General features: G+C 65.3%; 30 protein-coding genes and 1 riboswitch. Of the genes, 14 read left to right on the forward strand and 16 right to left on the reverse strand.

Translation table 11 applies throughout. The features are described 5' to 3' along the window. The first annotated feature begins 5 nt into the window (after window positions 1-5). The 4 genes from G6P88_RS12175 (at window position 6) to G6P88_RS12190 (ending at window position 4,516) form a co-directional block, all read left to right on the forward strand. A complete protein-coding gene (locus G6P88_RS12175; protein ID WP_165323405.1) occupies window positions 6-890 on the forward strand; it encodes an aldose 1-epimerase family protein in 885 nt (294 codons plus the stop codon). Between the two features lie 458 nt (window positions 891-1,348). Next, on the forward strand, window positions 1,349-1,525 hold the full coding sequence (locus tag G6P88_RS12180) for a hypothetical protein (protein ID WP_165323406.1): 177 nt from the start codon (window positions 1,349-1,351) through the stop codon (window positions 1,523-1,525). Window positions 1,526-1,844: 319 nt separating this feature from the next. Beyond that, window positions 1,845-2,237, forward strand: coding sequence for a peptide-methionine (R)-S-oxide reductase MsrB (gene msrB, locus G6P88_RS12185; protein ID WP_165323407.1), 393 nt, complete (start codon window positions 1,845-1,847; stop codon window positions 2,235-2,237). A gap of 122 nt (window positions 2,238-2,359) precedes the next feature. After that, window positions 2,360-4,516, forward strand: a complete 2,157-nt coding sequence (locus G6P88_RS12190; RefSeq protein ID WP_165323408.1) for a transglycosylase domain-containing protein — start codon at window positions 2,360-2,362, stop codon at window positions 4,514-4,516. Here the strand turns inward: G6P88_RS12190 and G6P88_RS12195 are convergent. The 3 genes from G6P88_RS12195 to G6P88_RS12205 all read right to left on the reverse strand — a co-directional run bounded on the left by G6P88_RS12195 (window position 4,492) and on the right by G6P88_RS12205 (window position 6,326). Next, window positions 4,492-5,136, reverse strand: a complete 645-nt coding sequence (locus G6P88_RS12195; protein WP_165325153.1) for a M48 family metallopeptidase — start codon at window positions 5,134-5,136, stop codon at window positions 4,492-4,494. The genes G6P88_RS12190 and G6P88_RS12195 overlap by 25 nt on opposite strands. Window positions 5,137-5,259: 123 nt before the next feature. Further along, window positions 5,260-5,703, reverse strand: coding sequence for a YcgN family cysteine cluster protein (locus G6P88_RS12200; RefSeq protein ID WP_165323409.1), 444 nt, complete (start codon window positions 5,701-5,703; stop codon window positions 5,260-5,262). Beyond that, on the reverse strand, window positions 5,700-6,326 hold the full coding sequence (locus G6P88_RS12205) for an SCO family protein (protein ID WP_165323410.1): 627 nt from the start codon (window positions 6,324-6,326) through the stop codon (window positions 5,700-5,702). The genes G6P88_RS12200 and G6P88_RS12205 overlap by 4 nt, the downstream gene beginning before the upstream one ends. A 44-nt stretch (window positions 6,327-6,370) precedes the next feature. Here G6P88_RS12205 and G6P88_RS12210 point away from each other — a divergent pair, with 44 nt between their 5' ends. After that, complete coding sequence (locus G6P88_RS12210) at window positions 6,371-6,988, forward strand: ankyrin repeat domain-containing protein (protein WP_226946541.1); 618 nt, start codon at window positions 6,371-6,373, stop codon at window positions 6,986-6,988. Between the two features lie 25 nt (window positions 6,989-7,013). Here the strand turns inward: G6P88_RS12210 and G6P88_RS12215 are convergent, their stop codons facing one another. The 10 genes from G6P88_RS12215 to G6P88_RS12260 form a co-directional block, all read right to left on the reverse strand. Then, on the reverse strand, window positions 7,014-7,502 hold the full coding sequence (locus G6P88_RS12215; protein WP_165323411.1) for an MmcB family DNA repair protein: 489 nt from the start codon (window positions 7,500-7,502) through the stop codon (window positions 7,014-7,016). Window positions 7,503-7,603: 101 nt separating this feature from the next. Continuing rightward, the gene (locus tag G6P88_RS12220) at window positions 7,604-7,942 is read right to left on the reverse strand and encodes a DUF1491 family protein (protein WP_165323412.1); all 339 of its coding nucleotides are present in this window, start codon (window positions 7,940-7,942) and stop codon (window positions 7,604-7,606) included. Then, window positions 7,939-8,406, reverse strand: coding sequence for a PaaI family thioesterase (locus tag G6P88_RS12225; RefSeq protein WP_165323413.1), 468 nt, complete (start codon window positions 8,404-8,406; stop codon window positions 7,939-7,941). Before G6P88_RS12225 ends, G6P88_RS12220 begins: the two co-directional genes overlap by 4 nt. Before the next feature lie 16 nt (window positions 8,407-8,422). After that, the gene (locus G6P88_RS12230; RefSeq protein WP_226946542.1) at window positions 8,423-8,908 is read right to left on the reverse strand and encodes a PTS sugar transporter subunit IIA; all 486 of its coding nucleotides are present in this window, start codon (window positions 8,906-8,908) and stop codon (window positions 8,423-8,425) included. Window positions 8,909-8,928: 20 nt separating this feature from the next. Continuing rightward, window positions 8,929-9,516, reverse strand: coding sequence for a ribosome hibernation-promoting factor, HPF/YfiA family (hpf, locus tag G6P88_RS12235; RefSeq protein WP_165323414.1), 588 nt, complete (start codon window positions 9,514-9,516; stop codon window positions 8,929-8,931). A 76-nt stretch (window positions 9,517-9,592) separates the two neighbouring features. Further along, on the reverse strand, window positions 9,593-10,291 hold the full coding sequence (gene dnaQ / locus G6P88_RS12240; protein WP_165323415.1) for a DNA polymerase III subunit epsilon: 699 nt from the start codon (window positions 10,289-10,291) through the stop codon (window positions 9,593-9,595). Then, a complete protein-coding gene (gene coaE / locus G6P88_RS12245; RefSeq protein WP_165323416.1) occupies window positions 10,252-10,893 on the reverse strand; it encodes a dephospho-CoA kinase in 642 nt (213 codons plus the stop codon). The genes dnaQ and coaE overlap by 40 nt, the downstream gene beginning before the upstream one ends. A gap of 11 nt (window positions 10,894-10,904) precedes the next feature. Further along, window positions 10,905-11,771: a shikimate dehydrogenase gene (gene aroE, locus G6P88_RS12250; protein ID WP_165323417.1), complete on the reverse strand. Its 867-nt coding sequence runs from the start codon at window positions 11,769-11,771 to the stop codon at window positions 10,905-10,907. Further along, window positions 11,768-12,376, reverse strand: a complete 609-nt coding sequence (locus G6P88_RS12255) for a Maf family protein (RefSeq protein WP_165323418.1) — start codon at window positions 12,374-12,376, stop codon at window positions 11,768-11,770. The genes aroE and G6P88_RS12255 overlap by 4 nt, the downstream gene beginning before the upstream one ends. Continuing rightward, complete coding sequence (locus G6P88_RS12260) at window positions 12,373-13,206, reverse strand: pyruvate, water dikinase regulatory protein (RefSeq protein ID WP_165323419.1); 834 nt, start codon at window positions 13,204-13,206, stop codon at window positions 12,373-12,375. The genes G6P88_RS12255 and G6P88_RS12260 overlap by 4 nt, the downstream gene beginning before the upstream one ends. A gap of 324 nt (window positions 13,207-13,530) precedes the next feature. Here G6P88_RS12260 and hemE point away from each other — a divergent pair, with 324 nt between their 5' ends. From hemE to G6P88_RS12280, 4 genes are all read left to right on the forward strand, one after another. Then, window positions 13,531-14,565: a uroporphyrinogen decarboxylase gene (gene hemE, locus G6P88_RS12265; RefSeq protein ID WP_165325156.1), complete on the forward strand. Its 1,035-nt coding sequence runs from the start codon at window positions 13,531-13,533 to the stop codon at window positions 14,563-14,565. Next, window positions 14,565-15,023: a CopD family protein gene (locus tag G6P88_RS12270; RefSeq protein ID WP_206335945.1), complete on the forward strand. Its 459-nt coding sequence runs from the start codon at window positions 14,565-14,567 to the stop codon at window positions 15,021-15,023. The genes hemE and G6P88_RS12270 overlap by 1 nt, the downstream gene beginning before the upstream one ends. Window positions 15,024-15,215: 192 nt before the next feature. After that, a complete protein-coding gene (gene rho / locus G6P88_RS12275) occupies window positions 15,216-16,472 on the forward strand; it encodes a transcription termination factor Rho (protein ID WP_165323420.1) in 1,257 nt (418 codons plus the stop codon). Window positions 16,473-16,604: 132 nt separating this feature from the next. Next, entirely contained in the window at window positions 16,605-17,543 is a 939-nt protein-coding gene (locus tag G6P88_RS12280; RefSeq protein WP_206335754.1) for a cyclase family protein, read from the forward strand. Window positions 17,544-17,562: 19 nt separating this feature from the next. Here G6P88_RS12280 and G6P88_RS12285 read toward each other — a convergent pair whose 3' ends face one another. Both G6P88_RS12285 and G6P88_RS12290 read right to left on the reverse strand, forming a co-directional pair. Continuing rightward, window positions 17,563-18,072: a protein tyrosine phosphatase family protein gene (locus tag G6P88_RS12285; protein WP_165323421.1), complete on the reverse strand. Its 510-nt coding sequence runs from the start codon at window positions 18,070-18,072 to the stop codon at window positions 17,563-17,565. A gap of 18 nt (window positions 18,073-18,090) precedes the next feature. Then, window positions 18,091-18,171, reverse strand: a riboswitch (ZMP/ZTP riboswitch). Window positions 18,172-18,219: 48 nt separating this feature from the next. Beyond that, window positions 18,220-18,909, reverse strand: a complete 690-nt coding sequence (locus G6P88_RS12290; RefSeq protein ID WP_165323422.1) for a YggS family pyridoxal phosphate-dependent enzyme — start codon at window positions 18,907-18,909, stop codon at window positions 18,220-18,222. 22 nt (window positions 18,910-18,931) lie between these two features. On the opposite strand from G6P88_RS12290, the gene G6P88_RS12295 reads away from it, so the two are divergent. Next, complete coding sequence (locus G6P88_RS12295; RefSeq protein WP_165323423.1) at window positions 18,932-19,492, forward strand: thiamine phosphate synthase; 561 nt, start codon at window positions 18,932-18,934, stop codon at window positions 19,490-19,492. A 21-nt stretch (window positions 19,493-19,513) separates the two neighbouring features. Here G6P88_RS12295 and G6P88_RS12300 read toward each other — a convergent pair whose 3' ends face one another. Next, complete coding sequence (locus G6P88_RS12300) at window positions 19,514-20,251, reverse strand: porin (RefSeq protein WP_226946543.1); 738 nt, start codon at window positions 20,249-20,251, stop codon at window positions 19,514-19,516. A gap of 266 nt (window positions 20,252-20,517) precedes the next feature. Here G6P88_RS12300 and G6P88_RS12305 point away from each other — a divergent pair, with 266 nt between their 5' ends. Genes G6P88_RS12305 through holA form a run of 4 tightly spaced genes read left to right on the forward strand, consistent with a single transcriptional unit; the run spans window position 20,518 to window position 25,007 of the window. Then, window positions 20,518-20,961, forward strand: a complete 444-nt coding sequence (locus tag G6P88_RS12305) for a DUF3576 domain-containing protein (protein ID WP_165323424.1) — start codon at window positions 20,518-20,520, stop codon at window positions 20,959-20,961. Window positions 20,962-20,980: 19 nt separating this feature from the next. Continuing rightward, window positions 20,981-23,488 (forward strand): leucine--tRNA ligase, encoded by a 2,508-nt coding sequence (leuS, locus tag G6P88_RS12310; protein WP_165323425.1) that lies wholly within the window; start codon window positions 20,981-20,983, stop codon window positions 23,486-23,488. Then, a complete protein-coding gene (gene lptE / locus G6P88_RS12315; RefSeq protein WP_165323426.1) occupies window positions 23,485-23,991 on the forward strand; it encodes an LPS assembly lipoprotein LptE in 507 nt (168 codons plus the stop codon). The genes leuS and lptE overlap by 4 nt, the downstream gene beginning before the upstream one ends. After that, window positions 23,988-25,007: a DNA polymerase III subunit delta gene (gene holA / locus G6P88_RS12320; RefSeq protein ID WP_165323427.1), complete on the forward strand. Its 1,020-nt coding sequence runs from the start codon at window positions 23,988-23,990 to the stop codon at window positions 25,005-25,007. The genes lptE and holA overlap by 4 nt, the downstream gene beginning before the upstream one ends. Window positions 25,008-25,069 lie beyond the last annotated feature (62 nt).

The raw sequence follows: 25,069 nt of genomic DNA on the forward strand, positions 1-25,069 counted from the left end.
AGGCCATGGCCGCTCCCGCCCTCCACCGGATCGAATCCGAGGGGCTGGCGGCCGAGATATCGGAGGCGGGCGCCGAACTCGTCCGCCTTGTCGACCATGCCGGTGCCGACTGGCTGTGGAATGGCGACCCCGCTTTCTGGTCGGGCCGCGCACCGCTGCTCTTTCCGATCGTCGGCACGCTGGCCGGCGGGCGTTTTCATAGCGGCGGCCGGGCCTACACGCTGCCACGCCACGGCTTTGCGCGGCACAGCCGGTTCGTCTGCACAGAGGCGGCTGGCGATCGGCTGACGCTGAGCCTGGTGCCCGACGCAGCCATCCGGGAAAATTGGCCGTTCGACTTCCGCCTCGATATGCGCTTTTCGATTGCGGGCCCGACCCTGTCCGTGGTGGCCGAAGTGACGAACAGCGGTTCTGACCGCCTTCCCGTCAGCTTCGGCTTCCACCCCGCCTTCCGCTGGCCGCTGCCCGGCGAAGCGGACCGGTCGTCGCACGAGATCGCGTTCGATCAGGACGAACCGGCGTCGGTCCGTCGTCTCGACAGGGATGGCCTCGTCGATCCGGCAACCCGTCCGACCCCTATCCTCGGCCGGCGACTGCCGCTCGACGACGGGCTGTTCCTCGACGACGCCCTCATATTGGACAGGCCCGCGAGCCGCAGGGTCACTTTCCGGGGACGTCATAGCGCCGTTCGCGTCGACTTTCCGGACATGCCGCATCTGGCGTTCTGGACGAAGCCAGGCGCCCGCTTTCTCTGCGTCGAGCCGTGGCACGGCCATAGCGATCCCGCCGGGTTCGACGGCAGTATAGAAGAAAAGCCCGGCACCATCCTCATCGAGCCCGGTAAGCGGCATGAATTCGCGATGCAGATCACGATCGGACAAGCTGGCTAGGCAAGGCGTCCTGAGGGACCATGTGCGGGTGTGGCGCCTCCGCTGCTGCGACATCGGCCCGGCGGAAATGGGGCGCGATCAGCCAATCGGGGGGCAGCGGACGCGCATTGTCCGAGTCGCGCGGGCGGATTGCGGGATCGATGGTAGAGAAAAACACAGCCTTTCAACCAGTTCGACACGGAACTTATCCATCGACCGGCCGCGAGCTGGACTCCATTGGTCGCGAAGATTTCCGGACGCCAAGCGCAGATATCCAGTCGTCGCAATTTCAAAACGATCCGGATCAAAGGCTTAGCCGCGACCATTGACTCCGCATGGCAAAGTCCGGGATCATGGTTAATCGGAAGCGGGACGACTTCCGGTAGGCTGTTCGCTCGACAGAGGCGAATGGCCGGAACGGCGCGAGGATGAGGTGCTAAACGCTCTTACCTGTCTCATGCCTGAAAGGAGAGACGACCATGTCGGATCGATTTGTCCGTTATATGGAAAGTGAGCATGCCCGGCTCAATGCGATGATTGCGGATCATCGCCGCCGGCAGAGACCCGACAGCGAGATCGCACGGTTGAAACGGGTGCGTCGCATGATGCGCTATCAGATCGGTGCGTGGCAGGCGGACACCGGCGGCATAGCCTGAACGCCCGTCCGACCTGACGCTGCTGCCCAATAGGAACCGCCTGTCAAAAGCGGACGCCACACCCGTGCACTGGAGCCGGCCCGGCGATCAAGGGCCTTGGACCGCCGGGCCGGAAACTCTCACGCCACTCCAGGCGAATGGGGGCGATTCCCCTGCGCCCCCAACGCCAACGCAACAACCCGGACGCCATGCAACGCCATGTCGTTCGATAGACCTCGCCGCCCCGTTATGGAGTGATGCGCATCACAGCCGGTTGGCCCGGCTCCGCGCCGCAATGCCGATGCTTGACCCCGCCCCGGCCCGACACCACATTGGCGTCATGGAAAAGTTCGAACTTAGCGACGAGGAATGGCGGGCGCGGCTCAGCCCGGAGCAATATCATGTGCTCCGTCAGGCCGGCACAGAACGCGCCTTCACCGGCAAATATTGGAACGCCAAGGACGCTGGCGAATATCGCTGCGCGGGCTGCGGCGAGCTGCTGTTCAGCAGCGACAGCAAATATGATTCGGGCTGTGGCTGGCCCAGCTTCACGGCACCCGCCGACGAACGCTCGATCAGCGAATATGTCGACACCAGCCACGGGATGGTCCGTACCGAGGTCCGCTGCGCGCGCTGCGACGGACATCTGGGTCATGTCTTCCCCGACGGACCAGGCCCTGCAGGGCTGCGCTACTGCATCAATTCGGCGTCGATCGACCTCGAAACCGACTGATCTCAGCGATCCGGACGGGCGACCGGCCTCTGTCGCTCGTCGGATCCTATCGTCGCCCGGTGGAAAAGCACCGGCGATCCGCTTGGCAGCGGTCGGGATAGGCGCTAATCGGGCATCAGCCAATGTCCAGCAGCGCCAAGACAACCAAGGATCCGAACCGCCGCATGGGCTGGCTTCGCAAATTGCTCAGGATCAGCCTCTTCGCCGCCCTGGCAGGCATGGGGGCGCTGGTCGTTGCCGTGCTCATCGCCATGGCGTCGCTGCCGGGCTTCGAGGAACTCAAGTCCAGCCCCAACGGCCAGATGGTCCGCGTCCGCGCCGCCGACGGATCGGTGATCGTGTCGCTCGGGCCCAGCTATGGCGACTGGCTGCCGATCGCGCAGATCCCGGAAGACATGAAGAAGGCGATGGTCGCCGTCGAGGATCGCCGCTATTATATGCATCCGGGCATCGACCCGATCGGCATGGCGCGCGCGGCCTGGCTCGCTTTCCAGCGACAGGGCGAGGGCCGGCGCCTGCAGGGCGCCTCGACCATCACCCAGCAGCTCGCCCGCAATATCTTCCTGACAAATGCCTACAGCTTCGGCCGCAAATTTCGCGAGATCATCCTGTCGCTGGCGATGGAGCGGAAATTCTCCAAGGCGCAGATCCTCGAACTCTATCTGAACCGCGTCTATTTCGGCGGCGGCGCCTATGGCATCGACGCGGCCTCGCGCAAATTCTTCGACCATAGCGCGACGACGCTGAGCCTCGGCGAGAGCGCGATCATCGCGGGACTGGTCAAGGCGCCCTCGCATTATTCGCCCACGGCCGACCGCGAGGCCGCCATCGGCCGCGCCAAAGTCGTCCTCGAGGTGATGCAGGATGCGGGCGCGATCACCCCGTCGCAGGCCGAGCAGATCGACCTGTCCAAGGTCCGCCTTGCCCCCGAGCGCGACCAGAATGCGGTACGCTACTTCACCGACTGGGCCCTCGCCCAGCTCGACGAGCTCGTCGACGAGCAGGTCGAACCGATCGACGTCTGGACCACGATCGATCCCGAGATGCAGAAGGCGGCCGACGCCGCGATCCGGGCCAATGCACCGTCCGGGACGCAGGGCGCGCTCGTCTCGCTCGACCGCGACGGTGCTGTGCGCGCGATGGTCGGCGGCCGCGACTATGTAAGCTCGATCTACAACCGGGCGACCCAGGCCGAACGCCAGCCGGGTTCCGCCTTCAAGCTGTTCGTCTATCTCGCCGCGCTCGAGGCGGGGATGAAGCCCGACACCCCCGTGGTCGACGAACCGGTCGACATCGACGGCTGGAGCCCGCGCAACAGCAATCGCGAGTTCGCCGGCGCGATCGACATCCGCACCGCCTTCGCCTTCTCGGTCAACACCGTCGCTGCCAAGCTGGGCCAGGAGGTCGGCTTCGACACCGTCGCCGACATGGCGCGCCGCTTCGGCATCGGCTCGAAGCTCAACACCCATCCCTCCATGGTGCTCGGCACCTCCGACGTCCGGCTGATCGACATGACCCGCGCCTTCGCCGCCGTCGCGCGCAAGGGTGTGGCGGTGGTCCCCTACGGCATCGTCAAGGTCACGACCGCCAAGGGCAATGTCCTCTACGAGCATCGTGCCGACGACAATAGGGTGCTGGTCGCGCCCTGGGTTGCCGCCGAGATGACCGACCTGCTGCAGACCGCCGTCAACACCGGGACCGCCCGCGCCGCGCAGATCGGCCGCCCCGTCGCCGGCAAGACCGGCACGACCTCCTCGAACAAGGATGGCTGGTTCCTCGGCTTCTCCTCGGGCCTGACCACCGGCGTGTGGATGGGCCGCGACGACGCAAAAGCGGTTTCGGGCCTCCAGGGCGGTCGCGCTCCAGCCCGTGCCTTTGCCGATTTCATGCGCGTCGCCGTTTCCAAGCGCCCGGTCGAACCGTTCGAGACCCAGGTCACCCTGCCCGAATTCCAGATCGAGCCCGACGACGAGGCCTTTTTCGGAACGCCTGATGAAAGCCTCTTCGCGCCCGATGGCGAGCCGGCAGAGCCCGGAGTCGAGCCGCAGGCCGATCCCGAGGACGGCTTCGAACCGCAGGCCGGGCCGACCTCGATCATCCCGCCGACCACCCGGCCGGCACCCCAGCCAGCCGCCGCACCGGCGCGCACCGCACCGGCGGCGGCACCGCCGGCCCGTGGCGCGGCCGCCCCGCAGCAGCAGAGGACCACGCTCGGATCGGATTTCCTCAACGGGCTCGACGCGCCCAAAGCGCGTCAGGGCGCCCGGCCCAGCCAGTAAAGGTCGCGGCCGTACCGACGGAGCCATTCGCGCTCCGCATCGGGCGACCGTCCCAGCAGGCGTTCCACGGCGGCGTGGAAGCGTGCGCTGTGATCCATGTGCAGGCGGTGCGCGACCTCATGCGCCACCGTCGCCTCGAGCACAGCCGGCGGCGCGAGGATCAGCCGCCAGCTATAGCGTATGTCGCCGCTCGAAGAGCAGCTTCCCCAGCGCGCCCGCGGGTCGCCAACCGCCACCCGGTTCACGGTTACCCCGGCCCGCTCGGCGAAAAGGCGTGTCTCCGCCTCGAGCCGCTCCAGCGCCTGGGCGCGAAGCCAGCGCAGCACGCGCGGCCCGATCATCTCCTCGGGTCCGGGCACCAGCAACAGCCCGCCTTCGCGCCGGATGATGCGGCCCTTCGCCGCGATGTCGATGCGCAGTTCCTCGCCCGCCACCGCGATGACCATGCCGGGGTGGATCGGCCGGGCCTGTGGCAGGGCGTCGAGCGCGGCCTCGATCCAGCCGCGCTTGCTTTCCACCCAGGCCAGCGCAGCCTTCAGCGAGGCCCGCGGCGGCAGGATCAGGCGCACGCCGCCGTCGCGCGGGTCGACGCTCAGGCGCATCCGGCGGGCCTGGGCCATGCGGCGAACCTCAAGCGGACGCGATCGCCCACCCGCTTCGAACGAGAGCGGCGCGACGGCGCGGCGTCGGAACACGAGCGCAGCCTTGTCCCAGATCCTGTCGGCGGGCGGCATCGCGACGCCCTATAGCTCGCGTTCGACCAGATGATGTTCGAGGTCGCCTGCCTCGTCCTCCGAAACCGTCCAGCCGCGCACCGATATGCCGGCCCGATGGACCGATTCGGGATCGCCGGTGACGAGCGGGTGCCAGTCGGGAAGGCCCTGCCCCTCGCCCAGCAGCCGATAGGCGCAGGTCGACGGGAGCCAGTCGACCTCGTCGACCAAGCGCGGCGTCAGGCGGACGCATTCCGGCACATGAACCCGCCGGTTCTTATAATCCTTGCACAGACCGGTGCGGCGATCGAGCATCCGGCAGGCGACGTTGGTGGGCAGCAGCTCGCCCGTGTCCTCGTCCTCGAGCTTGTGCAGGCAGCATTTGCCGCAGCCGTCGCACAGCGATTCCCACTCCGCGCGGGTCATCTGGTCCAGCCGCTTGGTCTCCCAGAACGGCCTGGGGCCGGCCGTCATTTCGCCCAGCGCTCAAGGTCCGTCACGACCGCTGCGGCATCCTTGTCCTGGGTGATCAGGGCAAGCGGCTCGCCCTTCGGCCCGAACAGCATCGCCTGCCGGCTGTGATCGACCAGATAGGCGTTCGATCCCGCCGCCGCAGGTTGCTTGCGATAGTAGATCGCGAACTGCTTGGCGACCGCCGCAATCTCGGCTGGCGTGCCGGTCAGCCCGATCAGCTTCGGGTGGAAGGCGCCGACGAACTGCTTGAGCACGGCGGGCGTGTCCCGCTCGGGATCGACGGTGATGAAGATCGGCTGGATTTTCGCGGCGAGCGCAGGATCGCTCTTTTCGAGTGCGCGATAGCCCTTCATCAGCACCTGGACGTCGACAGGGCACACGTCCGGGCAGAAAGTATATCCGAAATAGATCAGCCGGTATTTTCCGGCGAAGTCGCTGTCCGAGACCTTTCGGCCATCCTGATCGGTCAGGGTGAATGGACCGCCGATGCCGGCATCGGCCAGAGGCGGCTTTTCCGGCGCAGAGCCGCAGCCGGCCAGCGGCGCGAAAAGGGCCAGCGCCAGGGCGGCCGACGCGGTGCGCCAGATGGGGAAATTCGCATTGTTCATGGTAAGGCCAGCCATGCTTTGCTATTGGCCCCCGTGCAAGCGGGTTTCATAACAGGGACATGCCACACAAGATGATCCATCGCCACATCCTGATCGGTTGTGCCGCCGCTGCGATGGCGCTGGCCTCGGCACCTGCCGTCGCGCAATTTTCCGACAGCTACACCTTCCTCAATGCCGTCCGCCAATCCGACGGAGAGAAGGCGACGAAAGCGCTGCAAGGATCGGGCGCAACGCTGGTCAACACCAAGGACTATTCGACCGGCGAAACCGCGCTCGCGATCACGATCAAGCGGCGCGACCTGACCTGGTCGAGCTTCCTGCTCGGCAAGGGCGCCAATCCGAACATCAAGGATGGCCAGGGTAATACCCCGCTTCACGCAGCCGCCCTGCTCGGTTTCCAGGAGGGCGCAGAACTGCTGTTGCGCCAGAAGGCGCAGATCAACGCGACCAATGGCAGCGGTGAGACGCCGCTGGTGATCGCTGTGCAGCAGCGCAACATCCCGATGGTCCGCCTTCTGCTCACCAACGGCGCCGATCCCAAGATCGCCGACCGGATCGCCGGCAAGAATGCGATCGATTATGCGAGCGAGGATCCGCGCGGTGCGGCTGTCCTGAAGGTAATCGAGGAAACCAAGTCGACCGCACCCGCCAAGCCGAAGATGGGGCCGGGGCTGTAAGGCCGTTCGCGCGGCCGGATTAAGGCTAGACGCAGCTTTCGGGAACGCCATCCAGATCGGTCCACAATCGCCCGGCCGCCCGGCGGGCGAAGCGCAGCGTCTCTGCCTTCCTCCGCGCGCCGGAGAGCGGCCGGTGCGGAGCCTCCCGCAGGATCGCGGCCTCGTAGCGATCAGCGACGATCAGCCCGCAACAGTGCGGGCGAAAGCCTTCGCCATCGAAGGGCGAAAGATCGAATCCGCCGGGCACCGCCCAGAAGAAGCGGTCGCAATAGTCCAGATAATCGGGCCATTTTCCATCGCCCAGCAGATCGGCCCGGGACACCTTGATCTCGACGATGGTGATACAGCCGCGCGCGTCGATCGCCATCAGGTCGGCGCGACGGCCATTGCCCAGCGGCACCTCGACCAGGGGAGCCATCCCGGCATTGAGGAACAACCGCGCGACGCCGCGGGCGACGTCCCCTGCGACCATGGGCGGGAAGCTCGATTCACTGTGCAGGCAGGCGTCGGACATGCCACAGCCTAGAACAGGACGGGAACGAAGCAAAGCCGGTTCAGCGCAGGGCCGGCCACCGGCTGACCCGAATCAGGGTGCCACCGCTCCACCGACAATTTTCAGCACAGGCATTCCCGGGCAAGCCGCAAGGCCTCCCGATGATCGACTTCGACCGCCCAGAGGTCGGGGTCCGATCGCCGGCGCCTGGCGATATAGTCCGACGCCGCGCCGGGCTGCTCCAGATCGGCCGGACCAACCGGGTCCAGTCCGAACCCGCCCTCGAACCGCCAGACACGCTCGCACAAGCCGACGGGACGCCCGCGATCGGCGAGCAGGAGAAGGATCGCACCGGCCGTAGCATCGCCCTTGGCGAGCACCATCGCAGAGCCGCCCTCAGCCTCGGTCCGGCGGATCAGCGCCGACACCGACAGCCCGGTGGCGGGCCGGGCTTCGGTCATCGGTCCGCAGTCGGGCGGGCGTAGCCAGGCAGGGTGGCGAGCGGGATGCGCGAGCGCATGAAGGTACCCGTACCCCGCGCCACCTCCTCACCCTCTCCGTCGACGAGGCGCGCGTCGGCGACCAGCACCCGCCGGCGGCCGTTTACCCACCGTCCCTCGGCGACGATCGGCCCCTTTTTCATGGGGCGCGTAAGGAGCAGGTTGAAGGCCGTGGTCAGCAGGAAGAAGTCATTGACCAGGCTGTTCGCCGCGTAGAAGGCGGCATCGTCGAGCATCTTGAAATAGGTGGTGCCGTGGGCTGCGCCCGCGGCGTGATAATGGCGCGGATCCACTTCGAAATGGATACGGGCTACGCCTTCTTCGGGGATTTCGAGCCGCGAGGCGAAAAGCTGATTGATCGGTGCTGCCGCATAGAGCGATTCAAGCGCGCGATAATGCGCCTCGGCGCCGGTTTCGCCGCTCATGCCGGCGCCCGGCGGTTCAGGCGGCGTGGCGGGTTTCGCCGGTCGCGAACAGCGCGTACAGCGCATCGTCCGAACCGGCACCCCGCAGCTTTGCCACGAACGCCTTGTCGCGCATCCGCCGGCTTACCCGTGCGAGCGCCTTGAGATGCTCGACTCCCGCATCGACCGGGGACAGCAGCAGGAAGACGAGATCGACCGGAAGGTCGTCGATCGCAGCGAAGTCGATCGGCGTGCCGAGTCGCGCGAACAGACCGACGACCCGGTCGAGGCCGTCGATCTTGCCATGCGGTATCGCGATGCCCGCACCGAAGCCCGTCGAACCGAGCCGCTCGCGCTCGACGAGGCGGTCGACGACGAGCTTGGCATCGACATCGACCAGCTTCGAAGCAACCCCAGCAAGCTGCTGGAACAGCGCTTTTTTATTGGGGACGACGAGAGCGGCCTGCACCGCCTGAAGCGACAGCAGGTCGCTCAGGTCGTCCATCGATTTGCTGTCACTCATTCGACGGGATTCGCTATTCCTTATCCGGCTACCCGGCTCGGCTCGACCCAGCCGATCGTGCCGTCGTTGCGCCGATACACCATATTGAAGGCGCCGGTACCAGAATTTCGGAAAAGAAGCGCCGTCGTATTTCGCAGATCGAGCATCATGACGGCGTCGGAAACGGAGGCGTCGGGAACGTCGACGCGGGTCTCGGCGATGATCACCGGGCTGTCGCCGATTTCATCCAGCTCCTCGTCGCGCGGGGCTTCGAACACCGTATAGCCGGCATTGTCGTCGATCGCGTCGATCGGTGCCGCCACGGGGGCCGTGCGCGACTTCAGGCGGCGCATATACCGGCGCAGCTGGGTTTCGATACGGTCGGCGGCCTGATCGAAGGCCGGATGCGCTTCCATCGCATGACCGGCGCCCTTGAGGATGACGCCCTGCATGACATGAGCGACGATATCGCAGGAGAATCCGTTGCCATGCTGCCCGCGGCCGAAGGTCACATGGGCGGACAGACTGCGTGAAAAATACTTGTCGGCAATCGCTTGGAGCCGGGTCTCGACATGGGTCCGGAGCGCTTCGCCCGTGTCCACCTGATGTCCCGAAACACGAATTTCCATGGCAATTCTCCAACTGTGTTACGCTGATGGTGCGGCGCTCTCCGGCCGGGCACCATCCGCACATTTCCGGATAGAATCAGCCCGCTACGCCCTCCAGCCAGAGCGGCGCGTCGAGCTTCTGTATGAAGGCCTTGTGTCTTTCGTTTTCCTCCTCGCTGGCAAAATGTGGCCGCATGGGCCGGATGGGGCGGGCCGCAACGATCATGGGCGCGGCGACGACGATCGTCTCCTCGACCACGACCTCGGTGATCGAGAGGCCGATCTGGCGTCCTCCGGTCAGCTCCACATAGACCTGGGCGAGCAGCTGGGCGTCGAGCAGCGCGCCATGCTTGACGCGGTGACTGCGATCGATCCCGTAGCGGCTGCACAAGGCATCGAGCGTGTGCTTGGCACCCGGGTGAAGCTTGCGCGCCATCGGCACGGTATCGATCATCCGGCTCATGGCGATCGGCGGCAGGCCGCACATCGCAAGCTCGGCATTGAGGAAGCCGAAGTCGAAACCGGCATTGTGCGCAACGAGCGGCGAATCGCCGAGGAATTCGAGAAGCTCGCCGGCGAGCGACGCAAACAGCGGCTTATCGCTCAGGAAGCGGTCGGAAAGGCCGTGGATCTGTTCCGCCTCGATCGGCATAGCCCGCTGCGGATTGAAATAGGCGTGGTAGGTGCGCCCGGTCTCGACCCGGTTGACCATCTCGACGCAGCCTATCTCGACCAGCCGGTCTCCTGTTGCAGGGTTCAGGCCGGTGGTTTCGGTGTCGAAGACGATCTCTCGCATGAACGACAATATCGGACTCCGCTCGCCCGTAAGCAAGTGACGAGATGACGGACGGCCCTCCTGGTCCGATCGATCGTACCACCATTGTCTATGACGAAGTCCGCGCGGGCCCGCTTTTCATGATCGGGAAGCTGAAGCGAGCGGATATGCTCGAGTTTTCCGGCGGTCATGCCCGGTCGCGCCAGCACCCGCCTGGCCTGTTTCCACGCCGGTGCGGAAACCACCACGACGGTATCGACGGCGCGCCATCCCCGCTTTTCGAACAACAAAGGTATGTCGAGGACCACCAGGGGGCGCGACCGGTGCCGGCGAAGGAAGAGTCGGCGCGACTCGACAAGCGCCGGATGGACGATCCTTTCGAGTCGGTGCAGCGCCGCCTTGTCGCCCAGCACCGCTTTCGAGAGCACCGCCCGGTCGATCCCATGCGGGCCTGCCGTGCCTGGGAAGGCCGCCTCGATCGCGGCGACCAGACGGCCTCCGCGCCCCTGGAGCCGATGAACCTCCGCGTCGGCGTCATAGACGGGAACGCCCAGACGCGCGAACATGGCAGAGACGGTCGACTTGCCCATGCCGATGGAGCCGGTCAGCCCGATCACGATCATCGCACGCAGCCTCAGGCGAGCAATTGTCGGCGCAGATCCTCGTCAGCGCCGCGCGGCGCAGGAACGCCGAAAAAATGTTCGAAAGCGACCGCCGCCTGCCCGACGAGCATGCGCAGGCCGTCGACCGTGCGCAGACCACGGGCCCGTGCTTCGGCGAGCAGCGGGGTCTCCAGCGGGGCATAGACGATGTCGTAGATGACCGCATTGGGGGGCACATGGCTGAAGTCTAGCTGCAGCGGCGGCTGCCCCTTCATGCCGAGCGAGGTGGTGTTGACGACGACGTCGAGAATGCCCTGCCTGTCGTCGAACGGAAAATCGGTCTCTTTGGCGAAGATGTCGATCGGCGCGATCAGGCGGTCGTCAGGCTCGAAGGACTCGCGCAGCTCGCGCGCCTTGTCGAGGTCGCGCGCGATGACGACGCTGGTGAAGCCCTGGTCGTGCAGCGCGATCGCCACTGCCTTGGCGGCGCCGCCCGTCCCGAAGATTCGCGCCATGCGAAACAGGTGCTGCTGCGCGAGCAGCGGGCGGAGCGGCTCGAGGAACCCTGCATAGTCGCTATTATGGCCGATCAGCCGACCATCGCGCGGGACGATGGTGTTCACCGCACCGATACGGCTGGCGGCCGGGTCTATCTCGTCCAGATAGGGCATCACCGCCTGCTTGTGCGGTATGGTGACGTTGCAGCCACGCCACAGCGGATCGCCGCGTCGCTGTTCGAAGAAAGTCTGAAGATCTTCGTGCCTTATGTGAGACGCGCGATAATCCGCAGAGATTCCCGCCTGTTGCAGCCAATGCCTGTGAATCATTGGCGATTTGGAATGCGCAATCGGATCGCCGATCACCTCGGCATAGGGCAGGTTCGACACATCCTCGGTCATGACGGCAGGAGTCCCCGTGTCCGCAGATAGTCGAGCAGCGGCAGCAGAGGCAGACCCAATATGGTGAACTGGCTCCCATCGATCCGCGTAAAGAGCTGCACCCCGCGCCCCTCCAGCCGATAACCGCCGACGCAATGGCCGATCTCCGGCCATTCGGCGTCCAGATAGGCATCGACGAAGGCCTCGCTCAACGGCCGCATGTGCAGCGCGGCGACGTCGACATGGCGCCACACCGGCCGTCCGCCCTCGCACAGCACCGCCGCGCTCCAGAGGCGGTGCCGTCGGCCGGCCAGACGCAGCAGCAGGTCGCGCTGCTCCTCGCGGCTCGAGGCCTTGTCGATCATCCTGTCGTCGTCGAAGGCGACGGTCGAGTCACATCCGAGCACGAGCGCGTCGGGAATACGCTGCGACAGGCGCGTCGCCTTGAACTCCGCCAGTGCGTCGGCAAGGTTGCGGGGCGAGATCGCTTCTGCACGCAATCCTTCCTTCATCGCCTCCTCGTCTACGCCGGCAGCCATCGGCTCGAAATCGACACCGGCCGCCGACAATATCGCGCGGCGCGAACTCGATTGCGAGGCGAGGATCAGGCGGGGTGCGCCTGTCATGCGTCGCTCCCCTGTTCGCGCTTTGCCGCGCGATCATTGGCAAGGTTGATGATCGCTGCGGCGGTTTCCTCGATCGAGCGGCGGGTCACATCGATCACCGGCCAGCTTCGGTCCGAGAAGATGCGGCGCGCGAAGGCGAGTTCAGCGACGACCTTCTCATGGTCGACATAGGCCGTTTCCGGCGACTGATTGAGCGAGAGCAGGCGGTTGCGTCTGATCTGGATCAGCCGCTCGGGACTTGTCGTGAGCCCGACGATCAGCGGATGGACCAGCGAATAGAGCGAGGGCGGCGGCGGTGACTCGACGACGAGCGGAACATTGGCGACCTTATATCCGCGATTGGCGAGATAGATCGAGGTCGGTGTCTTCGACGAGCGCGACACACCGGTCAGGATGATGTCGGCTTCCTCCCAATCTTCCGGGATCAGGCCATCATCATGGGCGATGGTGTACTGGATTGCCTCGACCCGCGCGAAATAGGCGGCATCGAGCATATGCTGCCGTCCCGGCCGCGCCAGAGCTTCCTGCCCGAGCAGCTGCGACAGGGCCTCGATGACCGGATCTAGCGCCGAGACGCTCGGCAATCCGAGCGCGTGGCAGCGCGATTCGAGCCGCTTGCGGATGTCGTTGTTGACCAGCGTGAAGATCACCAGCCCGGGCCGCTGCGCGATTTCGAGCAGGATCCGGTCGAGATGCCCCTGGCTGCGCACCATCGGCCAGAAATGCTTGATCGTTTCCACCCCTTCGAACTGGGCGAGCCCGGCCTTGGCGATGTTCTCGAGCGTCTCGCCCGTGGAATCGGACAGGAGATGAAGGTGCAGACGGATCATGATGTCATGCCCGTGCAACCGATGGCGATGTCGCCGGGGAAGAGTCTGTGGAAAAGCATGAGGATGGGGCTAGCGGAATGCTGGGGACGCTTTCAAGCGATGCTTTCGTCCCCGCTGAGCCGTCGTTCGTCCCGCGATTCATCCACAGCGGGTCATGATGGGAGCAGGTCTGTGGATAACGGGTATGACGCGAATGACTCGCGGACTCCCCACGAGTCCCGCTGAGTCAAGTTGTTGGCAATTGCGCCGGTTGTGAATAAACCCCGGCTCACACGCTCCTACAACAGCTTCAATTTCTCTTAAAAAGAATCAGAAAGTAATATGATGGCCGCCTCGCCTGCCGAAACGCGCCCCCTGCTCGCCGTATTGCGCGGCGAACGCCGTGACCCGCCGCCGGTCTGGCTGATGCGGCAGGCCGGACGCTATCTGCCCGAATATCGCGAGCTTCGCGCGACCAAGGGCGGCTTCCTGGCGATGGCCTATGACAGCGACGCAGCCGCCGAGATCACGCTGCAGCCGATCCGTCGCTTCGGGTTCGACGGCGCGATCCTGTTCTCCGACATTCTCGTGATTCCCCACGCGCTGGGACAGGATCTGCGCTTCGAGGCCGGCGAAGGGCCCCGCCTGTCGCCGACGCTGCTCGACACGACGCTGGACGGACTCACCGCCGCCCCGGAGCGTCTGCTGCCGATCTATGGCACGATCGAGCGCGTGCGGAAGGCATTGCCCGCTGAAACCACCTTCCTCGGCTTCGCCGGCAGCCCCTGGACTGTCGCGACCTATATGGTGGCGGGCCAGGGCAGCAAGGAGCAGGCCGAGGCACGGCGTTTCGCCTATCGCGATCCGTCCGCCTTTGCCGCGATCATAGAGAGGCTCGTCGAGGCAACGACCGACTATCTGTCGCGCCAGATCGAAGCCGGCGTCGATGCCGTGCAGTTGTTCGACAGCTGGTCGGGCAGCCTTGCCCCCCGCGAGTTCGAACGCTGGGTGATTGCGCCCACCGCCGAGATCGTCCGCCGGCTTCACGAACGGCATCCGGGCACACCCATTATCGGCTTTCCGAAGGGTGCGGGCGGCAAGCTGCCCGCTTATGCTCGGGAAACGGGAGTCGACGCGATCGGGCTGGATGAGACGGTCGACCCCATCTGGGCGAACCAGGTGCTGCCGCAGGGCCTGCCGGTTCAGGGCAATCTCGATCCGCTGGTGCTCATCGCAGGTGGCGAGGCACAGGATGCGGCAGTGGATGCCATTCGGGCATCTTTCCCCGATCGGCCGCATGTGTTCAATCTTGGCCATGGCATCCAGCTCGACACGCCGATCGCGCATGTCGAGCGGCTGCTCGCACGGATCAGAGGATGATGGACACGCCCATGCTGCTCGGCTTTCTCGGCAACGCCTATCTCTGGGTCAAATCCGCCCATCTGATCTTTGTGATCTTCTGGATGGCGGGACTCTTCATGCTTCCGCGCTTCTTCATCTATCACCATGCCGCGGCCCCCGGTTCGGCTGAGGATCGCGCCTGGATCGAGCGCGAGCGGCGGCTGCGGTCGATCATCCTCAACCCGGCGATGATCCTCGTCTGGCTGTTCGGCCTGATGCTCGCCTTCGACCAGGGTCTGTGGGGCACGGCCTGGTTTCACGCGAAGTTCGCGACGGTATTCCTGCTGTCGGGATTCCATGGCTGGGCGATCGGCTATGGCAAGAAGATGGCGGCCGGCTATCGTGCGCCGTCCGACAAGGCGCTGCGCCTCATGAACGAGATTCCGGGAATCGCGACCGCGATCATCGTGATCCTGGTGATCGTCCGCCCCTTCTGAGGCCGCTTCGACCCCGACAAATAGCGAGCGGCGCGAGCGCTTGACTTGCCGCGCCGCCGCGCTTACCTCCGCCGGTAGAACAGCGCCGCCGTCCGAGCGGAAAGCCTTTCTCCTGTCCAGAGCCGAAGCGGCCCTTTTCATCGCCGCCGCCGATTCTCCCGCCTTACGCCCAAAGACCCAGGATTTCCGTCGATGCACCTGAAGGACCTCAAGAAGAAGAGCCCCGCCGATCTCGTCACCATGGCGGAAGAGCTGGGCGTCGAGGGCGCGTCGACGATGCGCAAGCAGGACCTGATGTTCGGCATTCTCAAGGTCGAGGCAGAGAATGGCGAGCAGATCATGGGCGAGGGCACGATCGAGGTGCTGCCCGACGGTTTCGGCTTTCTGCGCAGCCCCGAGGCCAATTATCTTGCCGGGCCCGACGACATCTACGTCTCGCCGAACCAGGTCCGGAAATTCGGTCTGCGCACCGGTGACACGGTGGAGGGCGAGATTCGCGCGCCGAAGGATGGCGAGCGCTATTTCGCGCTGACCCGGCTGATCTCGATCAACTTCGACGATCCCGATGTGGTCCGTCACCGCGTCAATTTCGACAATCTGACGCCGCTCTATCCCGAGCAGAAGCTCACGCTCGACACGCTCGACCCCACCGTCAAGGACAAGTCCTCGCGGGTGATCGACATCATCGCGCCGCAGGGCAAGGGCCAGCGCGCGCTGATCGTGGCGCCGCCGCGGGTCGGTAAGACCGTGTTGCTCCAGAACATCGCCAAGGCGATCACCGACAACCATCCGGAAGTGTTCCTGATCGTTCTGCTGATCGACGAGCGCCCCGAGGAAGTGACCGACATGCAGCGCTCGGTGAAGGGCGAGGTCATTTCCTCGACCTTCGACGAGCCCGCGCAGCGCCACGTCCAGGTCGCCGAGATGGTGATCGAAAAGGCGAAGCGTCTCGTCGAGCACAAGAAGGACGTCGTGATCCTGCTGGACTCGATCACGCGTCTCGGCCGCGCTTACAACACCGTCGTTCCCTCGTCGGGTAAGGTGCTCACGGGCGGTGTCGATGCGAATGCGCTCCAGCGGCCGAAGCGCTTCTTCGGCGCCGCGCGCAACATCGAGGAAGGCGGTTCGCTCTCGATCATCGCCACGGCGCTGATCGATACCGGCAGCCGCATGGACGAGGTGATCTTCGAAGAGTTCAAGGGCACCGGCAACTCGGAAATCGTCCTTGACCGCAAGGTCGCCGACAAGCGCATCTTCCCGGCGATGGACGTCGGCAAGTCGGGCACCCGCAAGGAAGAGCTGCTCGTCGACAAGGGCAAGTTGTCGAAGATGTGGGTGCTCCGCCGCATCCTCATGCAGATGGGCACGATCGATGCGATGGAGTTCCTTCTCGACAAGATGAAGGATTCGAAGACCAACGAGGATTTCTTCGACTCGATGAACTCCTGAGGCGCTTCGCAGGAATAACCTGCCCTCCCGTCCTGGCCGTTGGAGATATATCGCGCTTGCTTCCGAGGTGGCTGCGCGTGAAGATCGCGGTCGAAGTTCCGATGGAGCGGGACCGGGAGAGGAGAGCTGATCGTGGCGACCGAGGCTTGGGACAGGCTGGCCGAAAGGTTGCGCAACTGGGGGCGCTGGGGCCCAGAGGATGAGCGCGGAACGCTCAACTATATCGGCCCGGAAGCGCTTCGTCGCGGTGCCGGCGCAGTCCGACAGGGCAAATTGTTCGCGCTCGGTCTGAATTATGACTCGAATGGCCCGCAGATCGGAACGTTCCGGTCGAACCCCGTCAAATATGTCACCGACCTCTTCACGCCGATCGCCGAAGGCAGCGACGTCCAATATTGCGACGATGTGATCCATATGTGCCTGCAGGCATCGACCCAATGGGATGCCTTCGCCCATATGCATTATGGCGGGCAGCTCTATAATGGCCTCGACGCACGCAGCCATGTCGACGCGCGGCACGGCGCGCATCGCTGCGGCATCGAGCATCTGGCGCTGCCTGGAATCAGCTCTCGTGGCATCCTGCTCGACATCGCCCGGCTCAAGCGCATGGACATGCTCCCGCGCAATTATGTCATCACACCCGATGACATGAACGCGGCCTGCGCTGCGGCCGGGGTCTCGGTTGAAAAGGGCGACATCATCCTCGTCCGCACGGGTATGATCCGGCTGTTCACCGACGCAGGCGACGCCCATGCCTTCCACGGAGCGCAGGCCGGTCTGGGTGCCGACGTCGTCGAATGGCTGCATGACCATAATGTCGCGGCCGTCGCGGCCGACAATATGGCGGTAGAGGCGCTGGGGATCGAACCCGATCCGCGCTACAATGTCCCCCTGCCCGTCCATATGCTGGCTCTGCGCGACATGGGCATGCCGCTGGGCGAGATCTTCAACCTCGAGGCACTGGCGGCCGATTGTGCTGCAGATGGCCAATATGACTTCCTGCTATCGGCACCACCCCTGCCCGTCACCGGTGGTTTCGGCTCGCCGGTCAACCCGCAGGCGATCAAATAGCCTCGCTCGCTGCTCCGGGTCAGCCAGGCCCAATATTGTAATCCTGCCCGGCGAAGCGATGCGGGAGGGCTTCGTCCTGGGGCTTGCCGATGAACACAGCCCAGACGCCGCCGGGGCGCCACAGGCTGTCCAGGCAAGCGTCTGCTTCTGTCAGGTTCAGGCCCTTCAGACGCGCTCTCCTGTAGAAGAAGGCCGAAACCCGGGCGTTCACTATGCAGTGGACATGGACGGTGCTGCCGTCGATCGCATCGAGCAGCGCCGTGAAACGCTCGAAATCGGCCTCTGTCGGGGCGGAGAAATCGACCGGGATATGGGTATAGTGCATGCCGAGGGCCGCCACGCTTCCGGCCTCGTCCTCGAGGGCGTCCTCATGGCTGTGGAGGGCGAGATTGACGATATGCTGCACCCCGATGGCTGCGAGCAGCGCTAGCTGGTCTTCGGTCGGTTGGCCCGAGGTCGTGATCCGGTCGTCGAGGCGCCGCCATGCGCGGATCGAGACGGGATCGCCAGGGCGCGAGAAAGACGTCATGGGGCATCACTCCTTCGATCATGATGCCCAGGCGAGCGGCAGGCTCAGGCCGCACTTCCCGATGGTGATCCATCCTCGTCGCCAGTCGTGCGGCAAGATTAGGATATCACGCCTTTTGCATGGCAGGAAGACAAAGACAAAAACCCGCTATGCGCGCTCGCCGAACAGGGCTGTGCCGATGCGCACATGGGTGGCGCCAAGCAGGATAGCGGTCTCGAAATCCGAGGACATGCCCATGCTCAGGCCCGCGAGTCCGTGGCGCGCTGCCAGCTTCGCCAGCAAGGCGAAATAGGGCGCGGGTTCGACCTCCAGCGGGGGCACCGCCATCAACCCGACGACCGGCAGGCCGGCATCGCGTGTCCGATCCAGCACCGCCGGCAGGTCGGCGATGGCGCATCCGCCCTTTTGCGGTTCTTCGCCGATATTGACCTGGACGAAGCAGTCCGGACGGCGGCCCTGCTCGTCCATTGCCCTTGCAAGCGCATCGATCAGCGATGGCCGGTCGACCGAGTGGATCGCGTCGAACAGGGCGACCGCCTGGCCGGCCTTGTTGGACTGGAGCTGGCCGATAAGGTGGAGCTTGAGTTTATCGGCGCCCCGCAGGTCGGGCCATTTGTCCGCCGCTTCCTGAACGCGGTTCTCGCCAAAGGACCTGTGCCCGGCGGCGATCAACGGGCTGATTGCCTGCGCAGGCCTGGTCTTGGAGACCGCGATCAGCTCGATCGTTGCGGGATCCCGGTCGGCAAGAGTCGCTGCATGGGCAATTCTCTCCCGGATCGCTTCGATCCGCTGGGCTGCCTGGTTTGCGTCGGAGGGGCTGGTGTCGATATCGGCCATAGACTTCGCTATAGAAGCGCGGATGAAGCCCCGCCAGCCCGTGCTGCCGCAACTGTGGTTGATGACCGATGAACGCCTCGGGGCTAGCCTGTTTGCGGCGCTTCGACGGTTGCCGCGCGGATCGGGTGTGATCTTCCGCCATTACAGCCTGCCCGTGGGCGAGCGGCGGCGGCTGTTCGACATGCTGCTATGTCATGCAAAGCGGCGCGGTCTCATCCTCCTGCTCGCAGGGGATGAGACCATGGCCCGTCGCTGGCGCGCGGACGGCGCGCATCACCGGAATCCGCATGCGCCACGCTTCGGTACGTCACCGGTGCATGACCGGAAAGAAATTCGGGCGGCGGAACGGTCCGGGGCTGCGGCGCTCCTGCTCTCTCCGCTTCATCCGACGCGCTCGCATCCGGGTGCCCCGGGGCTTGGACGGATGCGCTTTGCCGCACTTTGCCGTGCGACGCGTCTTCCGGTCATCGCTCTGGGCGGGATGACGGCGCGTCGGGGCAAACAGGCAAGGCTGCTGGGTGCCCATGGCTGGGCCGCGATCGATGCATGGAGCGGTGGGGGAGTCAGGCGCATTCCGGGCTGAGCCCCGGAGGAGCATTCGGGATCAGAAGCGGAAGGCAGTTCCGACGTAGACCGACTGGCTGTCGCGGCGCTGATCGCTGGTCAGATCGCTATGATCGCGCTGGCTCTTGTAGCGGACGCCACCCGACAGCTCGAGATTCTTGGTGAGCGAGAAGGAGCCACCGAGATCGACCGAAAGTGCCTCCTCCGGCCCGCCCAGATTGGTCGCGCCGGTCGCCTTTTCGGTGCCGAACAGCAGTCGGGTGCTCCATTTGGAGCGCGAATAGCTCACCCCGATATCCGTCAGCTGGCGGTTGTCGGGGATCGTGCCGCCGTCGATGCGCGCAAAGTCGCCCGACAGGGTGAAGTGCTTCCAGCCCACCGACGCGCCGAGACTGTAGGCGGTCGGTGCCAGGCCCATATTGAGCGCGGTCGTGTTCGGAATGGTGATCGTCGAACCCGCGAAGCTCGTGCTGGTCGACGAGCTGTTCCGGTTGGAGCGGGCGCGGATGGCGACCGTCACCGCACGCTTGCCATTACCGCCCGAAGGCGTGAAGCGGAAGCTGGGTTCGGCGAAGTTGCCGCCTACGCGGTCGATCAGCGCGGCCTGGCGCGGATCGGAAGCTGCCGGCGTGAAGAACCCGATTCCGCGGGCTTTCTTCCGATCGACTTTGACCTTCGGCGTTGCGGTCGGCTTGGCGGATTCGACAGGCACAGACAGGGCCAGCGACGCGAGCAGCGCCGTTCCGACCATAGCTGTCTTGACCCCCTTGACCATCATTCTGCCAAACTCGGACTTTTTCTATGTCAACCGGTTAGCACTCGAACTGCGTCGATGCCAGCCGGCTGCGGCGAAAGTCCATCCCTGTTGCACAGACTCCACAACCGCCAAACGCCTCTATGCCGATATGTGTTTCATATCCATGAATCTGATCGTGCACGGCGAGCAACGAGCGGCTGCGCGCGGGCAAAGACATGTTGCCCGGGTGGGGCTTACGTCTATAACGGCGCGCAACGCCTTTTTCGAGCTTCAAGGACCTGCCTGACATGATCCGTCGTCCCTGCCGTACCGCGATCGCCCTTGCCCTCGTCGCCTCGCTGGCAGCCTGCGGAGGCGGGCGCAACAAGGCGCAGCTCGCGTCGGATGTCGCTGCGGCGAAGACGACGACGATCGGCATCAACACCTATTTGTGGAAGGCGTCGCTCGAGGCGCTCAGCTTCATGCCGTTGCTGCAGGCGGATTCCAACGGCGGCGTGATCGTCACCGACTGGTATGTGAATCCGAACCAGCCGGCCGAGCGCATGAAGGTCACCGTGACCATCCTCGACGCGGATCTTCGCGCCGATGCCGTCCGGGTCGCGCCGCAACGCCAGGTGCTGTCGAACGGCAATTGGGTCGACACGTCGGTCCAGGCGGCGACCGCACAGAAGCTCGAGGATATCATCCTGACCAAGGCCAGGGACCTGCGCCGCGCGACCGTCGCCGGCTGAACGAGAAGCGAATTATCACGTGAACGCGCGTTTCAACCATTTGAAGGCCGACGCGCACTGGCAGCGCGTCTGGGAAGACAAGCAGACCTTTCAGGCCCGCGACGACAGCGAGCGGCCGAAGAGCTATGTTCTGGAGATGTTCCCCTATCCGTCGGGGCGCATCCACATGGGCCATGTCCGCAATTATACGATGGGCGACGTCCTTGCCCGCTTCCGGCGGATGAAGGGTTATGAAGTGCTTCATCCGATGGGGTGGGACGCCTTCGGCATGCCCGCGGAAAATGCCGCGATGGAGAAGAAGGTCCATCCGGGCGACTGGACCCGCGCCAACATCGCGGCGATGCGCGAACAGTTGAAGCGGATCGGTTTCGCACTCGACTGGAGCCGTGAGCTCGCGACCTGCGAGCCCGATTATTACGGGCAGGAACAGGCGCTGTTCCTCGACCTGTTCGCAGCAGGCCTCGTCTATCGCAAGGAGTCGGCGGTCAACTGGGATCCGGTCGACATGACCGTGCTCGCCAACGAGCAGGTCATCGACGGTCGTGGGTGGCGTTCGGGCGCGCTCGTCGAGCGGCGCAAGCTGAGCCAGTGGTTCCTCAAGATCACCGACTTCGCCGACGAGCTGCTCGACGGTCTGAAGACGCTCGACCAGTGGCCCGAGAAAGTCCGGACGATGCAGGAGAACTGGATCGGAAAGTCGCAGGGCATGCGCTTCCGCTTCACGCTCGATCGTGCCGTCGGCGACATCGATGGCTTCGACGTCTTCACGACGCGGCCCGACACGCTGTTCGGGGCGAGCTTTGCAGCGGTGGCGCCCGATCATCCGATCGCCCAGGCGCTGGCTGCCGACGACGAGGCGCTGCAGGCGTTCATCGCCGACTGCAAGCGCACCGGCACTGCGGCCGCCGAGATCGAGACTGCCGAGAAGAAGGGCTATGACACCGGCCTGACCGTGGCGCATCCGCTCGATCCGACGTGGAAGCTGCCGGTGTTCGTCGCGAATTTCGTGCTGATGGAATATGGCACGGGGGCAATTTACGCCTGTCCGGCGCACGACCAGCGCGACCTCGACTTCGCCCGCAAATACGCGTTGCCGGTCAAGCGCGTCGTGGCGCCGACGCCCGAGGAAGCTGATGCGCCGATCGGCAACGAGGCCTATGTGGGCCCCGGTCGCATCGTCAATTCCGACTTCCTCGACGGCCTGTCGGTGGAAGAGGCCAAGGCTGCCGTGATCGCGCGGGGCGAGAGCGAAGGCTGGGGTCAGGGCACCACAGTGTGGCGCCTGCGCGACTGGGGCGTGTCCCGGCAACGTTACTGGGGCACGCCGATCCCGATCATCCATTGCGAGGATTGCGGGCCCGTCCCGGTCCCGCGCGAGCAGCTGCCCGTGGTTCTCCCCGAGGATGTCAGCTTCGACATTCCCGGCAATCCGCTCGACCGCCATCCGAGCTGGAAGCATGTCGACTGCCCGTCCTGCGGAAAGCCCGCGCGCCGCGAGACCGACACGCTCGACACCTTCGTCGATTCCAGCTGGTATTTCATCCGCTTCGCCAGCGCGCCGGCCGATCGGCCATTCGATCGTTCGGTTGCCGAGCAATGGCTGCCGGTCGGTCAGTATATCGGCGGGGTCGAGCATGCGATCCTGCACCTGCTCTACGCCCGCTTCTGGACACGCGCGCTCGAGCGGATCGGCAGGCTTTCGGTCAAGGAGCCCTTCACGGGGTTGTTCACCCAGGGCATGGTCACCCATGAGACCTATAAGGGCCCCGATGGCCAATGGCTGAGCCCTGAGGAAGTCTCGAACGGTGTCGTGATCGCCACCGGCGAGCCGGCGACGGTGGGCCGCATCGAGAAGATGTCGAAGTCCAAGAAGAACGTCGTCGATCCGGGTCCCATTGTCGAACAATATGGCGCGGACGCCGTCCGCTGGTTCATGCTGTCGGACAGCCCGCCGGAACGCGATCTCGAATGGACCGAGAGCGGCATCGAGGGCTGCTGGCGCTTCGTCAACCGGCTGTGGCGGATGACGGACGCGGCCGAACCCGCAGAAGGCGAAGACAAGGATCTCGATCGCAAGCTGCACCGCGCGATTGCGGGAATAGCGACCGACATCGAGGCGCTTGGCTTCAACCGGGCGGTTGCGAAGGTCCACGAGCTGGCCAATGCGATCGAGAAGGCGCCGCCATCGGCGAGCCGGACGGCTGCAGCGCGCACGCTGGTCCGCCTGATCGCGCCGATGGTGCCGCATCTCGCCGAGGAAGCCTGGGCGCGGCTCGGCGAACCGGGTCTCGTTGCCGATGCCGCATGGCCCGACCATGATCCGGCGCTGCTGGTCGATGACGAGGTGACCATTGCCGTCCAAGTCAACGGCAAGCTGCGCGACACGCTGACGGCCCCCAAGGGCTTGCCCAAGGACGATCTGCAGAGCCTGGCGCTCGGATCGGAGAAGATCGTGAAGCTTCTGGAAGGCGCATCGCCCAAGAAGGTGATCGTCGTTCCCGACCGGCTGGTGAACATCGTCGCATGAGCCGGGGTCTCCGCCTCGCCCTGCCGCTGGCCCTGATCGCCGGTCTTTCGGCGTGCAGCCTTCGCCCGCTTTATGTCGATGGTGGTGCGGGCGCTACCGCTGCAACCCTGTCCTCGGTCGAGGTGTCGGCCATTGGCGGGCAGAGCGGCTGGCTGGTGCGGAACGCGCTCGACGACCGCCTGCACAGGCAGGGCCAGGCCGCAGCGCGCTACAAGCTCGAAGTCGAGCTGGACGACGACATAACCGGTTTCGGTACACGTCTCGACAACACGATCAGCCGCGAGCGGCGGACCCTGCGGGCGCGCTATCGACTGGTGGACGCGGCGACCGGCTCTGTCCTCCTCGATCAGACCGCTGCGGCCGATGCCGGTATCGACGTGACCCAATCCGATTATGCGACGCTGGCGGCGGAGCAGACCGCGCTCGAACGCATGGCCGAGCGGCTCGCCGATCAGATCGTGGCGCGCGTCGCCACCTATGCTGGTCGCAGCACGGCCCGGTGAAAGCCGACGCCGGCCAGATCGCGCGCGCCCTCGATAAGCCGGACGCGTCCGTCCGGCTCTACCTTCTCTACGGTCCCGATGAATCGGGCTCACGCGCTCTCGCCGCCCGGCTGGACAAGGCGATGGGGGCCGATGCCGAACGGATCGATCTGAGCGGGAGCCAGATCAAGGAGGATCCGGCGCGGCTCGCCGACGAAGCCGCGTCGATCTCGCTGTTTGGCGGTGCCCGGCATATCCGGGTCGATCCGGCCGGTGACGAGATCATCGATGCGGTTGAGGCGCTGCTGGAGGCTCCGTCGGCGGGAAACCCGGTCGTCGTCGTCGCGGGAAACCTGCGCAAGGACGCCAAGCTGGTCAAGACCGCGCTGGCATCGCCGGCGGCGCTCGCCTTTGCCTCTTATCTTCCCGAAGGCCGTCAGGCCGATCAGGTGGCCATGGAGATGGCGCGCGAGCTGGGTCTTCGTCTCGATCCCCGGACGGCACAATTGCTGGTTGCGGCGACCAATGCCGATCGCGGCCTGATTTTGCGGGAGGTGGAGAAGATCGCGCTCTATCTCGATGCGAGCCCGGAAGCACCGAAGGAGCTCGATGCTGCAGCGCTGGCAGCGATCGGCGCGGAGAATGACGAAAGCGACGTGGCGGCGATCGTCGATGCGGTCATGGGCGGACGGCCGGACGTGGCGGCGGCCGAGCTGTCGCTGATCGGCGCGACCGAAGCGATCGGAGTGGTGCGTGCGGTCCTCAGGAAACTGGCTCTGATCGCGCCCTTGCGCGCCGAGGTGGCGCAGGGGCGGACGATCGACGCGGTCATGGCTGGCAGCGGCAAGGCGATCTTCTGGAAGGAACAGAAGATCGTGGCGGGGCTTTTGCAGCGCTGGTCGCCGGAGCGCATCGCGGCCGCGACGGAACGCCTCGCCGCGCTGGAGCGCGCCTATAAGCGATCCGGTTCTGCCGGCATGGTGCTCGTCACGGAGGAACTGTTGACGGTCGCGCGCGCTGCGGCGGTGCGTCGCTGAATTAAGTGCTGTGGTTCAGTGGTTTGTAGGCGCAGGCCGAGATTTTGCAAAAACTACTTCGC

The organism is Rhizorhabdus phycosphaerae, from assembly GCF_011044255.1.
In the GTDB taxonomy this organism is placed as follows: domain Bacteria; phylum Pseudomonadota; class Alphaproteobacteria; order Sphingomonadales; family Sphingomonadaceae; genus Rhizorhabdus; species Rhizorhabdus phycosphaerae.

Coding starts and splice junctions, on each gene's coding strand:
- G6P88_RS12255 (WP_165323418.1), bottom strand. CDS start 12,376: ATGACAGGCGCACCCCGCCTGATCCTCGCCTCGCAATCGAGTTCGCGC.
- G6P88_RS12300 (WP_226946543.1), bottom strand. CDS start 20,251: ATGATGGTCAAGGGGGTCAAGACAGCTATGGTCGGAACGGCGCTGCTC.
- dnaQ (WP_165323415.1), bottom strand. CDS start 10,291: ATGCGAGAGATCGTCTTCGACACCGAAACCACCGGCCTGAACCCTGCA.
- G6P88_RS12260 (WP_165323419.1), bottom strand. CDS start 13,206: ATGATCCGTCTGCACCTTCATCTCCTGTCCGATTCCACGGGCGAGACG.
- coaE (WP_165323416.1), bottom strand. CDS start 10,893: ATGATCGTGATCGGGCTGACCGGCTCCATCGGCATGGGCAAGTCGACC.
- G6P88_RS12200 (WP_165323409.1), bottom strand. CDS start 5,703: ATGACGGCCGGCCCCAGGCCGTTCTGGGAGACCAAGCGGCTGGACCAG.
- G6P88_RS12220 (WP_165323412.1), bottom strand. CDS start 7,942: ATGACCGAAGCCCGGCCCGCCACCGGGCTGTCGGTGTCGGCGCTGATC.
- G6P88_RS12225 (WP_165323413.1), bottom strand. CDS start 8,406: ATGAGCGGCGAAACCGGCGCCGAGGCGCATTATCGCGCGCTTGAATCG.
- G6P88_RS12295 (WP_165323423.1), top strand. CDS start 18,932: ATGAAGCCCCGCCAGCCCGTGCTGCCGCAACTGTGGTTGATGACCGAT.
- G6P88_RS12205 (WP_165323410.1), bottom strand. CDS start 6,326: ATGGCTGGCCTTACCATGAACAATGCGAATTTCCCCATCTGGCGCACC.
- G6P88_RS12290 (WP_165323422.1), bottom strand. CDS start 18,909: ATGGCCGATATCGACACCAGCCCCTCCGACGCAAACCAGGCAGCCCAG.
- aroE (WP_165323417.1), bottom strand. CDS start 11,771: ATGACCGAGGATGTGTCGAACCTGCCCTATGCCGAGGTGATCGGCGAT.
- G6P88_RS12305 (WP_165323424.1), top strand. CDS start 20,518: ATGATCCGTCGTCCCTGCCGTACCGCGATCGCCCTTGCCCTCGTCGCC.
- rho (WP_165323420.1), top strand. CDS start 15,216: ATGCACCTGAAGGACCTCAAGAAGAAGAGCCCCGCCGATCTCGTCACC.
- G6P88_RS12195 (WP_165325153.1), bottom strand. CDS start 5,136: ATGGCCCAGGCCCGCCGGATGCGCCTGAGCGTCGACCCGCGCGACGGC.
- G6P88_RS12175 (WP_165323405.1), top strand. CDS start 6: ATGGCCGCTCCCGCCCTCCACCGGATCGAATCCGAGGGGCTGGCGGCC.
- G6P88_RS12215 (WP_165323411.1), bottom strand. CDS start 7,502: ATGTCCGACGCCTGCCTGCACAGTGAATCGAGCTTCCCGCCCATGGTC.
- G6P88_RS12210 (WP_226946541.1), top strand. CDS start 6,371: ATGCCACACAAGATGATCCATCGCCACATCCTGATCGGTTGTGCCGCC.
- G6P88_RS12180 (WP_165323406.1), top strand. CDS start 1,349: ATGTCGGATCGATTTGTCCGTTATATGGAAAGTGAGCATGCCCGGCTC.
- msrB (WP_165323407.1), top strand. CDS start 1,845: ATGGAAAAGTTCGAACTTAGCGACGAGGAATGGCGGGCGCGGCTCAGC.
- G6P88_RS12285 (WP_165323421.1), bottom strand. CDS start 18,072: ATGACGTCTTTCTCGCGCCCTGGCGATCCCGTCTCGATCCGCGCATGG.
- lptE (WP_165323426.1), top strand. CDS start 23,485: ATGAGCCGGGGTCTCCGCCTCGCCCTGCCGCTGGCCCTGATCGCCGGT.
- G6P88_RS12190 (WP_165323408.1), top strand. CDS start 2,360: ATGTCCAGCAGCGCCAAGACAACCAAGGATCCGAACCGCCGCATGGGC.
- hpf (WP_165323414.1), bottom strand. CDS start 9,516: ATGGAAATTCGTGTTTCGGGACATCAGGTGGACACGGGCGAAGCGCTC.
- G6P88_RS12270 (WP_206335945.1), top strand. CDS start 14,565: ATGGACACGCCCATGCTGCTCGGCTTTCTCGGCAACGCCTATCTCTGG.
- G6P88_RS12230 (WP_226946542.1), bottom strand. CDS start 8,908: ATGAGTGACAGCAAATCGATGGACGACCTGAGCGACCTGCTGTCGCTT.
- hemE (WP_165325156.1), top strand. CDS start 13,531: ATGGCCGCCTCGCCTGCCGAAACGCGCCCCCTGCTCGCCGTATTGCGC.